The sequence below is a fragment of the Collinsella aerofaciens genome (genome assembly GCF_018785265.1).
Classification (GTDB): Bacteria; Actinomycetota; Coriobacteriia; order Coriobacteriales; family Coriobacteriaceae; genus Collinsella; species Collinsella aerofaciens_AI.
The window spans coordinates 30,937-44,358 of record NZ_WQPK01000044.1 but is presented as its reverse complement, the minus strand read 5'-3'; the positions used below and the strand labels follow the sequence as shown (position 1 = coordinate 44,358).

The window sequence follows — 13,422 nt, the reverse complement described above, 5'->3', positions numbered from 1 at the left end:
GTGACGTTCGTTATCGGCGCCGCCGCGAGCGGCAAGAGCGCCTATGCCGAGTCCCTGTGCCTCGGGCACGACGGCCCCCGCGTGTACCTGGCAACGATGGAGCCCTTCGGGGAAGAGGGCACCCGCCGTATCGCGCGCCATCGGGCGATGCGCGAGGGCAAGGGGTTTTCCACCCTCGAGCGCACGCGTGACGTGGGCGCCGCAGTGCCCGGGCTTCCGCGCGGCTGCACGCTTCTTTTGGAGGACGTGGGCAACCTGGTTGCGAACGAGCTCTTCGCGGAAGGCGGCTTGTCCCCACGTGACCCCGACGCTGTGGCGCGCGAGGTGCTCGGAGGCATCGAACGACTCACTCAGGCCGCTGCGTATACGGTGGTGGTCTCCGTCGACGTGTTCGCCGATGGGATGCGCTACGATGAGGGGACCGAGGGATGGAGGCGCGCGCTCGCGCGCGTGAACGCGGGCGTGGCGGCGCTGGCCGACCGCGCAGTCGAAGTGGTATGCGGGATTCCCGTGTGGATGAAAGGCGAAGGACCTACAAGGTGAAGATAGCAGAGGCAATCGGCGCGGCGTTCGGAACGTTCTCGCGCATCCCCGTCCCGAAATCGGCCTGGACCGATTTCGGATCAACCCATGCGCTTGCCGCGTTTCCCCTGGTGGGCGTTGCGGAAGGCTTCCTCATGACGGCGTGGGGGCACATGGCGAACCTGCTCGGCGCGCCCGCGACCATCGTCGCGGCCGTGCTCGTGGCGTTGCCTGTGGCGGTGACGGGAGGCATCCACCTAGACGGGCTCTGCGACACCTCCGATGCGCTTGCAAGTTGGGCCCCGCGCGAGCGAAAGCTCGAGATCATGCACGACCCGCGGGCGGGCGCCTTCGGGGTCATTGGTGTTGTCGTGTACCTTATTCTGCAGTTTTCCCTGTTCACCGCGCTGCCGCTTACGGCGGGGGCGTTCCTCGCGCTTCTGTGCTCGCTCGTGTTCTCCCGCGCGCTTTCGGGGCTCGCCGTAGAATGCTGGCCTGCCGCGCGGGCGGACGGCATGGCCGTGGGGCTCTCGCCTGCGAAGAGGCGCGCGGCGATCGTCGTGCCGCTTTGCGCTTTCGCTGCGGCTTCGGCTGCAGGGATGGTCGCGTGCGCTCAGGCCGTCGGCGCCCTTATGGCGGTGGCGGGGCTTTTGGCGCTCGCGTGGTACCGCCATGTTGCCCTGTCCCGCTTCGGCGGGGTGACGGGTGATTTGGCCGGATGGTTTCTGCAATGGGCCGAGCTCGCGATGCTTGCCATGCTGGTGGCGGGGGGCATGCTCCTATGATTCTCGTGGTAGGTGGCGCGCATTCGGGGAAGAGGACCTTCGTGCGCGAAAGGCTCGGGTTCGCGGCGGACGATTTCGTCGACGCGGCGCAGCTTGCTGAGGGCGGCGTGCCCGCGGCTTTTGCCGGCCGTGTCGCGTACCGTGCTGAGGAACTCGTACGCGCGCTCGACGCTGACCGGGCGCTCGAGCGGCTGATCGGCTTCGACGCAGTGATTCTGCCCTTGGTCGGCTCGGGGGTCGTCCCCATGCGTGCGGAAGACGCCCAATGGCGCGAGCGCGCGGGGCGCCTAGGATGCGCGCTCGCTGCGCGCGCCGACGTCGTCGTGCACATGACGTGCGGGATTCCCCAGGTCATCAAAGGAAACCTTGCCGATGCGCCTCGAGGTACGCAGGGCGCGCCCGCGCCTTTGGAAGTCGTCTTCGTGCGCCATGGTGCCACGGCGGGCACGGAAGACCATCGCTACAGCGGGGCGGGCACCGACGAGCCCCTGTCGAGCGCGGGCGAGCGCGCTTTGCACGACCTCGCTTGCGATCGTGACGTGTTCCGTGTTATCACGAGCGGCATGGCCCGCACCGACCAGACGGCGCGCATCCTCTTCCCGAAGGCGGAGCTTATGGCGTGCCCCGGTCTGCGCGAGATGGATTTCGGCGACTTCGAGGGGCGAAGCGCCGCCGAGCTTAAAGAGGATGCGCGCTACCGCGCCTGGGTAGACTCCTGGTGCGAGACGCGCTGCCCGCATGGCGAGGGCAAGAGCGATTTCACCCGCCGCGTCGTCGCGGCGTTTCGGGAGGCGTGCGAATCGGAGCGCGCCCAGGGGAGTGGGCGCGCCGTCTTCGTCGTTCACGCGGGTACCGTGAAAGCGCTGCTCTCCGAGCTAGCTGTCCCGAAAATGGAATACTTTGACGTGCATACCGAGCCGGGCGGCGCATGGGCCGCCACCTGGAATGGGCGCTGCCTTCGCGACGTTCGCCCCGCTTCGGGGGGCGATGCCCGGTGATGACGATTCTTGCCGTCGCCGCCGGGTTCGCGGCCGACCTTGCCTTCGGCGACCCGCGCTGGCTTCCCCATCCCGTCGTCGCCATGGGGCGCGCGATCACGTGGGCCGAAGATCGCCTGCGGGGCACATTCCCGCAAACGTCCGCGGGCACGCGCGCCGCAGGGCTTGTGCTCGCCGTGGCGCTTCCGCTTGCGTGTTGGCTTTTGACCTGGGGAATCCTGCATCTTTGCGGCATGGTTCACCCCGGCTTGCGCTTTGTGGCCGAGGCATGGGCGAGCTATCAGATTCTCGCGGCATGCGAGCTGCGCCGCCAGAGCCTGGCCGTGGCCCGCGCGTTCTCGAAGGGCGGCCTTGTCGCGGCGCGCGAAGCCGTCGGGCTCATCGTGGGACGCGACACGTCTGTTCTCGACGAGCAGGGCGTTGCGCGCGCCGCCGTGGAAACGGTGGCGGAGAACGCGAGCGACGGCGTCATCGCGCCGCTTTTTTATCTTATGATCGGGGGTGCGCCCTTGGGCATGGCGTACAAGGCAGTGAACACGCTCGACAGCATGGTGGGCTACAAAAACGAGCGCTACATCGACTTCGGCTGCGCCTCGGCGCACCTCGACGATGCGGTGAACTGGATTCCCTCGCGCTTATCGGCCCTGCTCATGATCGCCGTGTGCCCGATCGTCGGGCTTGACGCGCGCGGGGCGGCGCGCATCTGGCGCCGCGACAGGCGTCGCCATGCGAGCCCCAACTCGGCGCAGACCGAGTCAGCGTGCGCGGGCGCGCTCGGGCTGCGCCTGGCAGGACCTGCGGTGTATTTCGGCAAGCTCGTTGAGAAACCGACGATAGGCGACGCGTCCCGCGAAATCGAGTGGGGCGACATCGCACGGGCGACAAGGCTCATGCTCGCCGCGTCCGTATGCGCGCTCGTCGTCTTCGGCGCCGCGTGCGCGGCGGTCGTGCTCGCCGTGGGGGCGATGGCATGAGGGAAGACCACGCCGCGCCCCAGGCTGCCGGGGGAATCCTGCGCGCCCGTACGCATGGGGGCAGCTCGCAATCGCTCGGCATCGCTTGCGAAGGGGGCGCCTCCGACCTCATTGACTTCTCGGTGAACGTGAATCCGGCAGGCCCCTCGCCGCGCGCCGTCGCCGCAGCTTGCAAGGCGCTTTCTCGAATCGACGCCTACCCCGATAGGGAAAGCCTCGCACTCGTTCGCGCCCTAGGGCGCGCCCAGGGCATTCCCGAAGATACTATCGTCTGCGGCGCGGGCGCGTCCGACATCATCTGGCGGCTCGCCGCGGCGGTACGCCCGAAACGCATCGTCGTGTGCGCGCCGACGTTCTCTGAATATGCGGAGGCGGCATCGTACTACGGCGCATGCGTGCAGGAGTTCCCGCTCTCCGAAGCGGACGACTTCGACGTGCCCGCCTCCTTCGCCCGCGCGATCGAGGGGCCGGGAGACGTGGCGTACCTCTGCAATCCGAACAACCCGACGGGGCGCCTCGTCGACCCCCGCGTGATCGATGCCGCGGTTTGCCGCTGCGAGCAGGTGGGAGCGCTGCTCGTCGTGGACGAGTGCTTCCTCGGATTTGCGCCCGACGCCCGCGAAAGGAGCGTGGCCGCACGCGCCGCGTGTTCGCGCCATGTGGCCGTGCTCTCCGCGTTCACAAAGCTCTACGGAATGGCGGGGTTGCGGTTGGGATATCTGATCAGCGGAAACGCCAAACTCATCGAGGGGATTCGCCGGGCGGGGCAGGCGTGGCCCGTCTCCTCGGTCGCCGAGGCCGCGGGCATCGCCGCCCTGGAAGACGTCGAATACGTCTCGCGCACGCGCGATGTACTGGCGGGCGAGCGAGCGTGGCTTTCCCACGAGCTCTCCTCGCTCGGGCTTTCCGTCGTGCCGTCGGATGCGAACTTCCTTTTAGTCCGCACGCCGGCGAAAGACATCCCCGAGCGTCTGTATAATCAGGGGGTTTTGGTCCGCACGTGCGACTCGTTTTCGGTACTGTCCCGTTTCTGGTGCCGCGTCGCGGTGCGCACGCGCAAGGAGAACGCCCGGCTTGCGATGGCGTTCAGCCGCGCGCTTCGGGCGGAAGGCGCATCGGGCGAAGGTGAACCCGACGAACGGGGCGGCGCTTCTTGTAGCGGCGCGATGGCGGGCGCGGATGGCCGAGGCTCGGCGAAGGGGGTCGATACCCGTGGGTAGGGCGAAGCCCATCATGATCCAGGGCACCATGTCGAACGCGGGGAAGAGCCTGCTTGCGGCGGGGCTGTGCCGCGTGCTTGCGCAGGACGGCCTGCGCGTGGCTCCCTTCAAGAGCCAGAACATGGCGCTCAACAGCGGTGTCACGGCCGACGGGCTCGAGATGGGGCGCGCCCAGATCATGCAGGCCGAGGCGTGCGGCATCGCGCCCGACGTGCGCATGAACCCCATCCTGCTCAAGCCCGAAAGCGACCACCGAAGCCAGCTCATCGTGGCCGGCAAGGCGCAGGGAGCCTTCGCTGCGAGGGACTACTTCGCGCGAAAGAAGGCGCTCATGCCGCAGATTTTGGAGGCGTTCGATTCGCTCGCGGAGGAAAACGACGTCATCGTCATCGAGGGCGCCGGCAGCCCCGTCGAAATCAACCTTGCCGAAAACGACATCGTCAACATGGGGCTCGCGCGCGCCGTGTCCTCCCCCGTGCTGCTCGCGGGCGACATCGACCCAGGCGGGGTGTTTGCCCAGCTCTACGGCACGGTCGCGCTCTTTGCGCCCGAGGATCGTGCGCTTTTGCGGGGGCTTGTGGTGAACAAGTTCCGCGGCGATGTGGAAATCCTGCGCCCGGGTTTGGACCCGCTCGAGAAGATGTGCGGGGTTCCCGTCGTGGGGGTCGTGCCGTATCTTACGCTCGACCTGGACGACGAGGACTCGCTCGCACCGCGCCTATCTGCCCGCGAGGCGCGCGGTGTCATCGACGTCGCCGTCGTGCGCCTTCCGCATCTGTCGAACTTCACCGACTTCGACCCGCTTTCGCGCGTGCCCGGCGTAGGCGTGCGCTACGTTTCCTCGACGACCGATCTGGGCCGACCCGACCTGGTGGTGCTCCCCGGCTCGAAGACCACGCTCGACGACGCGCGCTGGCTTGCGGCTACCGGCATCGGAGCCTGTGTACGCGCGCTTTCGGGTGCGGGCACGCCGGTGCTCGGCATATGCGGAGGCTACCAGCTTTTGGGTGACGAGCTTTCCGACCCGCACGGCAGGGAAGGCGCTGGCACCGCGCGCGGGCTCGGGCTCATCCCTGCAAGTACGGTGTTCAGGGAGGAAAAGCGCCTCGCCCAGTCGGAGCTGCGCATCACAGGCGCCCAAGGCGCGTTCTCGGTGTGGAACGGCATGACGGCTCGCGGGTACGAGATCCACGACGGCGAAACGATCGTCTCCTGCGCCCCTGCGGGCACGATTGGCGGCAAACCAGAAGGCGCGGCCTGCGGAAACGTGTTTGGAACCTATCTCCACGGCCTGTTCGACGAACCGGGGGTGGCGCTCGCCCTCGCGCGCTCGCTCGCGCGCATGCGTGGCCTGCCCGAGAGCGTCGTGGGTGCTGCGGGCGCGGCGTCCGCGGCCGATCACCGTGCGCGCGAGTTCGACCGCCTGACCGACTCCGTGCGCGGGGCGCTCGACATGGAGTATGTCTACCGCATTATCGAGGAGGGCGTATGATCCACGTGTATCATGGCGACGGCAAAGGCAAGACCACGGCGGCGATGGGCCTCGCCCTTCGCATGCTCGCCGCAGGCCGCCGCGTCGTCGTCGTGCAGTTCCTGAAAGACGGCGAAAGCGGGGAGGTGCGCCTGCTCGCCGAGCATTTCGGCGTGTCCGTGTTCGCGGGGAAGGCGTCGGACAAGTTTACCTGGTCCATGACGTCGGAAGAACTTGCCGCGACGCGCGAGCTGCACGATGGGAACCTCGCTTCCGCGCTCGCCGAGCTCGAGGGCGCGCAGGAGGGGCTGCTCGTGCTCGACGAGGCGCTCGACGCGCTTTCGAAGGGGCTTGTCGACGAGGCGCTCGTGGACCGCGCGCTCGATATGTCCGCGCGCGGCGTCGAAGTAGCGCTCACCGGGCGCGCGCCTTCCCGCAAGATCGTGGAGAAGGCCGACTACATAACCGAGATGCGGTGCGAAAAACACCCCTACGAGCAGGGGATATGTGCAAGGGAAGGAGTGGAGTACTAGATGGATTCCAAGGAGATGGCGCCCGGCGACATCGAGCGGCGCAGCTTTGAGATCATCACCGAAGAGCTCGGCGGCCGCACGTTCCCGCCGCTCGAAGAGCCCGTCGTGAAGCGCGTCATCCACACCACTGCTGACTTCTCGTACGCCGATTCCCTCGTGTTCACCCATGACGCCGCGCACTGTGCGCTCGACGCACTGCGCGCAGGGGCCACGGTGCTCACCGACACGAACATGGCGCTCGCAGGCATAAGCAAGCCCGCGCTCGCGAAGCTCGGCTGCAAGACCGTGTGCTACATGGCCGACCCTGATGTCGCCGCGGCTGCGCGCGCCGCGGGCACGACTCGCGCCGTTGCGAGCATGGACAAAGCTTGCGGCATCGAGGGTCCGCTCATCGTGGCCGTCGGTAACGCTCCCACAGCACTTCTGCGCCTCGCCGAGCTCATGGACGCGGGGAAGATCGCGCCCGCGCTCGTCGTTGGGGTGCCGGTCGGGTTTGTGAACGTGGTCGAGGCGAAAGAGGAGCTACTCGCGCGACGCGTGCCGGCCATCGTCGCGAGGGGTCGCAAGGGCGGCTCGACCGTGGCGGCCGCCATTATGAACGCGCTGCTCTACCAGATCACGCGCCCAGGCGGCCCGAAGTGACGGCGCCCGCATCCGCGCCGGCGCTGCGCATCTTCGCCGGCACCACCGAGGGCCGCCTTCTGTGCGAATGGGCGAGCGGGGCGGGCATCCCCGCCCGTGCTTACGCGGCAACCGAGTACGGAGGCGAGCTTTTGGGCGAGCTTCCGGGCATCGAGGTACATGCAGGCAGGCTCGACGAGGCCGACATGGAGCGCGAGCTTTCCGGCGCGCGCATCGTCGTCGACGCCACGCACCCCTTCGCTACGGTCGCAAGCGGCAACATCCGAGCCGCTTCGCTCGCCGTGGGTGCACGATGCCTGCGCCTTGCGCGCCCGGTCGAGGCGCTGCCCAAAGGCGTCGTCTCGGTCACGTCGATCGCCTGCGCGGCGCGCTTTCTCTCCGAGAACCCGGGTCGCGCGCTTCTCACGACGGGGAGCAAGGAGCTTGCTCCCTACACGCGCGTCGCCGATTACGCGGAGCGCTTCTTCGTGCGTGTGCTCCCGCTGCCCGGTGCTATAACGAAGTGCATCGACGCGGGGTTTTCGCCATCGCACATCATCGGCATGCAGGGGCCCTTCACCCGCGAGCTCAACGATGCGATGCTTCGGCAGGTGGGCGCCCAGTGGCTTGTGACCAAGGACTCGGGAACCGTAGGCGGCACGGCCGAGAAGATCGCCTCCGCGCGCGACGTGGGAGCGCGCTGTATCGTGGTCGCCCGTCCCGCCGAGGGAGGCGGGGCCCTTTCGCTTATGGAAGTGGAAGACGCGCTCTTACGGGAGTTCGCGCGCTAGGCGCTCGCCGCGCCTGCGCGCCCTCCCGCCCGCGAAGAGGAGCGCCCCGAGCAAGCTCGACCCGTACAAGCCCGTCATCCGCCAATAGCTCGAGGACGACGCCCGGAACTGGCGCAAGCAGCCCTTCAATAAGTTGCGGTGAAATAGTGTCTGTTTTTGCTGCTTGATAGCATATTCAGTCCCTAATTCACCGCAACTTGTTGGTGGTGGCTTACTGGTAGCGTAGGCACTCCACCGGGTCGAGCTTTGCGGCGCGTCGAGCGGGGTAGAAGCCAAAGATTACGCCGATGCCGACCGATACGGCAAACGCGATCAACACGGTCGTAATGGAGAAGCTTGGCGTGATCGTCCCGGTGGCTCCAAACTCGCTCATGATGCCCGAGCTTGCGGCAAAGAACGTGAGCCCCCAGGCCAGCAGATAGCCAATCACGACGCCCAGAATGCCGCCAGTGACGCACAGCGCCGAGGACTCGGCCAAAAACTGAGCGGTGATATCGCGACGACTGGCGCCCAGGGCACGGCGGATACCGATCTCGCGGATGCGCTCCGTTACGTTGGTGAGCATCATGTTCATAATGCCGATGCCGCCGACAAGCAGCGAGATGCTGGCGACAGCACCCATGATGAGCGAGAACGCGCCCATAAAGGAGTTGAGCGCATCGATGGCGCTTTTCATGGATGTCGCCGATACACTGTCGTTCTCATCATCCTCCGCGATGCCCTTCATCGCGCGCACCTTGGACTCGATGGTCTTGCAGAGCTCATCCATGTCCGTGCCCTCGGCGGCAAGTGCCGTCACGCTGGGGAATGAAGGATTTTCGTCGCCAAATAGCCCGGAGATGGTTTCGCGTGGCATATACAGCGTGAGCGAGCCCATGGAGTCGCTGCCGCCATCAATCACGCCTACAATCTGCACCTCGCCGTTGGACACCTTGATGGTTTTCCCCAGCGCATCCTGTTCGTTGCCGTAAAGCTGATCGGCTCCGCCGCGACTGATGAGCGCCACGCGCGAGCCTGATTGAGACTCGGCCTGGGAATAGGTACGCCCCGCAACGAGCTTGCTGGCCCCCACGGCGTCGAGCATGTCGCTATCGACACCCTGTGCCATGACGGTATAGCTTTTATCGCCGGTCTTGTACTCGGTATAAGCGCTGTCGACAATGCCGATCTGCTCTATCTGCGGCACCAGTTTTTGAAGTTTCTGAACGTCAGAATCGGTGAGTTCTTGCGACGAATAGATCTGAACCATACGAGCCGCATTGAGGCCTAGGCTGTTGACCAGGCTGTTTTGGATGCCGCCGATGAGCGAGGTCATGGCGATGACCGAGGCTATGCCAATGACGATGCCCAGGATGGTGAGCAGGCTGCGCCCCTTGTTGGCCTCGAGCGAGTGAAGGGCTTCCTGGATGAGATCGCGGGCGCTCATGCCATCTCTCCTTTCGGCGGGTTGGCGGAGGCGGAAATCCTGGGCAGGCTATCCACGGCGCTGCGCAGGGTCCGCGGTGCATGTGGAATATACGCGCCATCGTGAATGCGACCGTCGCGGATGGTCACGGCACGGTCGGCCTCGGCGGCGATGCCGGGGTCGTGTGTGATAAGCACGATGGTTTTGCCGCGCTTCTGGAGCTTATGGAAGGTTTCCATCACAAGCGCTCCGGTAGCGGAGTCCAGGTTTCCCGTCGGCTCGTCGGCCAGAATGATGGGCGGGTCATTGACGAGGGCGCGCGCGATTGCGACGCGCTGCATCTGGCCGCCCGAGAGCTCGGATATGCGGTGGTCCCAGTGGTCGACGGGCAGCGTGACAGCCTGCAGCGCGTGCACGGCGCGCATTTCGCGCTGGCTACGGGGCACATTGGTGTAGGCCAGCGGCAGCATCACATTTTCGATAACCGACAGGCGCGGCAGCAGGTTGAAGCTCTGAAAGACAAAGCCAATGCTCAGGGCGCGAACTTCGGTGAGCTCCTCATCATCGAGCTCGGCCACGTTGAGCCCTTGCAGGTAGTAGTCGCCCGCCGTCGGCTTATCCAGACAGCCTAGGATGTTCATGAGCGTCGACTTGCCCGAGCCCGAGGGGCCGGTGATAGCGACGAATTCGCCGGGATTTACCGCCAGGCTCACGTTGTGCAGGATGTGGGCGCACCCCGCCTCGCTCTCAAAGATGCGGTGCACGTTGCGGATGTCGATAACGGGACGCATTACATGCCCTCGTCGGCAGACATACTGCCCGAATCCGCACCGTAGCCGCCGTCAGCCGTTGCGTCCGCTCCGGTGTCCATGACGAGGGTGTCGCCATCGCGCAGCTTGGTAACCGGCACGTTGGGGTTGATCTCGTTGCCCTGGTCGTCGCGCTTGACCTGTGTCTTGCCGACTACGGCTTCGTTGTTGTTTTGCGTCACGACGGTCACCTTCATGCGACGGGTTTGCTTGCCCTCGTCATCAGTCGCCACGTTGACGTAATAGTGTTCGCCGTCTTCGGTCATGAGCGCCATCGTCGGCACCATCACCACGTCGTCGAGCTGCTCGGTCACCACCGATACCTCGGCCGTCATGCCCGGCTTCAGGCGCGCGTCGGGCGCCTCGATGAGGATGTCGACGTTAAAGGTTACGCTGCTGCTGCCATAGTTGGAATCGGAGTTTGCCACCGAGGCGATGGCCGTGACCGTTCCCTGGCTCACGATATCGGGAAACGCGGGATACGTGACGTTGGCGCTCTGCCCAACGGCGATCTTGGCGATGTCCTTTTCGCCCACCTGCACGGTCACCTTCATCTTGGATAGGTCGGCGATCTGCATGCACTGCTTGCCGCCGCTCGTATCGCTTTCGCCCATGATCATGCCGCCTGTTACCGTGGCGCCCACCTTGGCGTTGAGCTCCACGATGCTGCCCGAGCTCGGGGCCGTGACCGTACGGCTGGCGGCCTTGGCGTTCGCCTGATCGAGGTTTGCCTGGGCCGATGCGAGGCTGCGCTGCGCGGCCGATACGGCGTTCGTGTCCACTGATGCGGCTGAGACGCCAGCCGCTGCGGAAGCTCCATCGACGTCCGTCGTTGGGGTGGCCTGCGCGGCAGCGGCGGCTTTCTGCGCGTTGGTGAGGTCTTCCTGGGCGGCTGCAACTGCACGCTGCGCCTCGGCAACGTTGCGATCGAGCTCGTCGTTTTTAATGGTCATAAGCACGTCGCCCTCGTTAACGGATTGGCCTGCCTGCACGTTGATAGAATCGACCGTGCCGTCGACAGAAGGGGAGACCACTGAGGACGAAATGGGTTTGAGCTGGCCTTTCGCCTCGACCGTTGTGGTAAACGTGCCCTCGGTCACCATGTCGGTCACAGGCTCGCTAGCGCCCTGTGGCTGCGCATTGATAACCAGCGTTGCGACAATGGCAATGAGCGCGATGGCACCCACGACGCCGGCGGCAATACCGCGTCGAATCAGCTTTTTGCGCCGACGTTCGGCACGTTTTGCCTTGAGCTTGGCGTATGCCTCTTCATCGGAAATCTCGGCCGCATCGTTCGCGCGTCCGTTCTGCTTATCGGCATGTACGTTTGTAATCAGAGGAATCGTTTCGGTGGCACCTTCGGTCGTGTGCTCGGTATCATCCGGGCCCTGGGTGATGGTGGGGACATTCGGCATAGCGTCTCCTTTATAGAAAGAACCTCGATAATTATATGCGCCCACCGGTTGGGGTGGGCGCATAGAACGGTTTCTTTCGGAACTGTTAGATTGGTCGCAGCGGTTCCACGTTGTAGGAATGCGCGCGTTGCACTACGAGTGGACAACCACGCACAGGCCGACTTTGATGCAATCGTGCAGTGCCTTGGCGTCGGCCAGGCGCAGGTTGATGCAACCATGGCTGCCGCACCACTTGTACGACTCGGCATTATCGAAGCTCTTGTCGTTTTGCCATGTAGCGTCGTGGAAGCCGATCATATTGCCCTCAAACGGCATCCAGTAGCTCACCGGGCTCTCGTATTTGGGCTTACCGGTCTCGGGGTCCTTGGCTCCGATCAGGGTGCTGCCGCCGTCGTTGCTGTTGATCTGCCACACGCCCTCGGGGGTGGCGTCTTCGCCCGGTTTGCCGGAAATAAAGTTGGCCTCCCAAACGATATTGCCGCTCTCGTCATAGTAGCGCGCGTGCTGCTCGGACAGGTCGACGTCGATATACGCCTTCCAGTCGGGCTCTCCCTTTGCGGTAAAGGTGTCGGCCTTCTGGGAGTACTTGATCTCGATCTCGCCGGTCTGCTTGTTGTTAATGGCGTCCTCGACCTGCTTGGCGAGCGAGCTGCTGTCGATGGACCAACCAAAGTCGCCGCCTTCGACGGCGCACTGCTTGCCATCGGCGCGCGTCCACCAGCGAGTGGAGCCCACGGTATTAAAGCCGTTGGCGAGCTCGGCTGCCCAGCTACTGATCTGCGAAGTATCGAGCGTGGGGTTGGCGGGATCGGCAAAGCTGATCCACTGCAACACGGAGCTGCCATCAACCTTGCCGGCATCCTCGCCGTTGAGCTTGAGGGTCACGTTGACGCCCAGGAAGTTGTTGGCGGCATCGCATGCGGCCTGAATCTGATCATCGGTCAGCGTTCCATTGAGCGGCTCATAGGCATCGTTGCCGAGCTTGGAAAGATCTACGGTCTCGGCCAGCGAGGCAAGCTCGAGCTCGGCATACTTAATGACATGCTCGCGGTTGAGTTTTTCGTTGGAGCGCGCCTTCTCGACGGTAAACTTGCCCGCTTGCTCGTCATAGGAGCTATTGGCCTCGAACGTGCCCGAACGCCCCTCGTTAAACTCGTCGATGGCGGCGCCCAGATCCTTCTCAAACTTCTTTTGGTCAAAGGTGTCGGAAAGCATGGACAGGTCGACGTCTTGATCAAGATCGACTTCGTTGGAGGTAGCGGTTGTTTTGGTCTTGCCGCTTAAGGATTCCACAAGGCGGACCGGCCATACAAAGGCCTCGTTGTGGCTGATGATCTCTTTTGCAGCAGCTTCACCGTCGACGATGGGTTCATCGGACTCGGGCTGATAGGTCCAGCTAAAGTCATCTCCTGTTACGGCGAGCTTATAGTGCTTCCATGCCGAATTGACCTTGGTGGCGGCAGACAAAGCGTTGGAGAACGAGACATCGACGCCGGCGATGGTGGTGTTGGGGCAGGCTACCTGCGAAAATGCTACGACGCCTACGATATAGACAATGACGATTAGACTCAGGACGACAAAGAGCGTCGTCTTTTTGCCCGACTTATTGTTGCCGGCGGGTTTGCGCGCGGGGCCACGATCGCCTCGAGCGTGCGTGGGGGGCTGCTTGAGCGCATTGCCGTTTGCCTGGCGCTGCTGACGTTGTTGACGCTGCTGTCGCTGTTGGTTCGGGCGTTGGGAAGCGTTTGCCGCACTACGCTGCTGACCGTGGCTCGGCGCGATAGGACGCGGCGACTGAACGCCGCCGGTGTGCCTGCTCGGCTGCTGCGGATCGGGAATCAGTTGAGTTCGATCGTTTTGCGACATCGTATGCATATC

Annotated in this window: 13 protein-coding genes; 9 read left to right on the top strand and 4 right to left on the bottom strand. The window is 64.8% G+C overall.

The window, feature by feature from the left end:
• From GPK42_RS07330 to cobK, 9 genes are read left to right on the top strand one after another with little or no spacing between them, the layout of a single operon-like run.
• On the top strand, window positions 1-543 hold the full coding sequence (locus tag GPK42_RS07330) for a bifunctional adenosylcobinamide kinase/adenosylcobinamide-phosphate guanylyltransferase (RefSeq protein WP_215694594.1): 543 nt from the start codon (window positions 1-3) through the stop codon (window positions 541-543).
• On the top strand, window positions 540-1,307 hold the full coding sequence (locus GPK42_RS07325) for an adenosylcobinamide-GDP ribazoletransferase (RefSeq protein ID WP_215694592.1): 768 nt from the start codon (window positions 540-542) through the stop codon (window positions 1,305-1,307). The genes GPK42_RS07330 and GPK42_RS07325 overlap by 4 nt, the downstream gene beginning before the upstream one ends.
• Window positions 1,304-2,305, top strand: a complete 1,002-nt coding sequence (locus GPK42_RS07320; protein WP_215694590.1) for a histidine phosphatase family protein — start codon at window positions 1,304-1,306, stop codon at window positions 2,303-2,305. Before GPK42_RS07325 ends, GPK42_RS07320 begins: the two co-directional genes overlap by 4 nt.
• Entirely contained in the window at window positions 2,305-3,279 is a 975-nt protein-coding gene (cbiB, locus tag GPK42_RS07315) for an adenosylcobinamide-phosphate synthase CbiB (protein ID WP_215694621.1), read from the top strand. Before GPK42_RS07320 ends, cbiB begins: the two co-directional genes overlap by 1 nt.
• Window positions 3,276-4,499 carry a pyridoxal phosphate-dependent aminotransferase gene (locus tag GPK42_RS07310; protein WP_215694588.1) on the top strand — a complete coding sequence of 408 codons (1,224 nt, stop codon included), beginning with the start codon at window positions 3,276-3,278 and terminating at the stop codon, window positions 4,497-4,499. Before cbiB ends, GPK42_RS07310 begins: the two co-directional genes overlap by 4 nt.
• On the top strand, window positions 4,492-5,991 hold the full coding sequence (locus GPK42_RS07305; protein ID WP_338404346.1) for a cobyric acid synthase: 1,500 nt from the start codon (window positions 4,492-4,494) through the stop codon (window positions 5,989-5,991). Before GPK42_RS07310 ends, GPK42_RS07305 begins: the two co-directional genes overlap by 8 nt.
• Window positions 5,988-6,503, top strand: coding sequence for a cob(I)yrinic acid a,c-diamide adenosyltransferase (locus GPK42_RS07300; RefSeq protein ID WP_215694584.1), 516 nt, complete (start codon window positions 5,988-5,990; stop codon window positions 6,501-6,503). The genes GPK42_RS07305 and GPK42_RS07300 overlap by 4 nt, the downstream gene beginning before the upstream one ends.
• Window positions 6,504-7,145, top strand: coding sequence for a precorrin-8X methylmutase (locus GPK42_RS07295; RefSeq protein WP_215694582.1), 642 nt, complete (start codon window positions 6,504-6,506; stop codon window positions 7,143-7,145).
• Window positions 7,142-7,915 carry a precorrin-6A reductase gene (gene cobK, locus GPK42_RS07290; protein WP_215694580.1) on the top strand — a complete coding sequence of 258 codons (774 nt, stop codon included), beginning with the start codon at window positions 7,142-7,144 and terminating at the stop codon, window positions 7,913-7,915. Before GPK42_RS07295 ends, cobK begins: the two co-directional genes overlap by 4 nt.
• A gap of 211 nt (window positions 7,916-8,126) precedes the next feature.
• On the opposite strand, the gene GPK42_RS07285 is transcribed toward cobK, so the two are convergent.
• The 4 genes from GPK42_RS07285 to GPK42_RS07270 all read right to left on the bottom strand — a co-directional run bounded on the left by GPK42_RS07285 (window position 8,127) and on the right by GPK42_RS07270 (window position 13,410).
• Window positions 8,127-9,341 (bottom strand): ABC transporter permease, encoded by a 1,215-nt coding sequence (locus GPK42_RS07285; protein WP_215694578.1) that lies wholly within the window; start codon window positions 9,339-9,341, stop codon window positions 8,127-8,129.
• Window positions 9,338-10,111 (bottom strand): ABC transporter ATP-binding protein, encoded by a 774-nt coding sequence (locus GPK42_RS07280; protein WP_195363999.1) that lies wholly within the window; start codon window positions 10,109-10,111, stop codon window positions 9,338-9,340. Before GPK42_RS07280 ends, GPK42_RS07285 begins: the two co-directional genes overlap by 4 nt.
• Window positions 10,111-11,544, bottom strand: coding sequence for an efflux RND transporter periplasmic adaptor subunit (locus tag GPK42_RS07275; RefSeq protein WP_215694576.1), 1,434 nt, complete (start codon window positions 11,542-11,544; stop codon window positions 10,111-10,113). Before GPK42_RS07275 ends, GPK42_RS07280 begins: the two co-directional genes overlap by 1 nt.
• Before the next feature lie 132 nt (window positions 11,545-11,676).
• Complete coding sequence (locus GPK42_RS07270; RefSeq protein ID WP_215694574.1) at window positions 11,677-13,410, bottom strand: L,D-transpeptidase; 1,734 nt, start codon at window positions 13,408-13,410, stop codon at window positions 11,677-11,679.
• Window positions 13,411-13,422 lie beyond the last annotated feature (12 nt).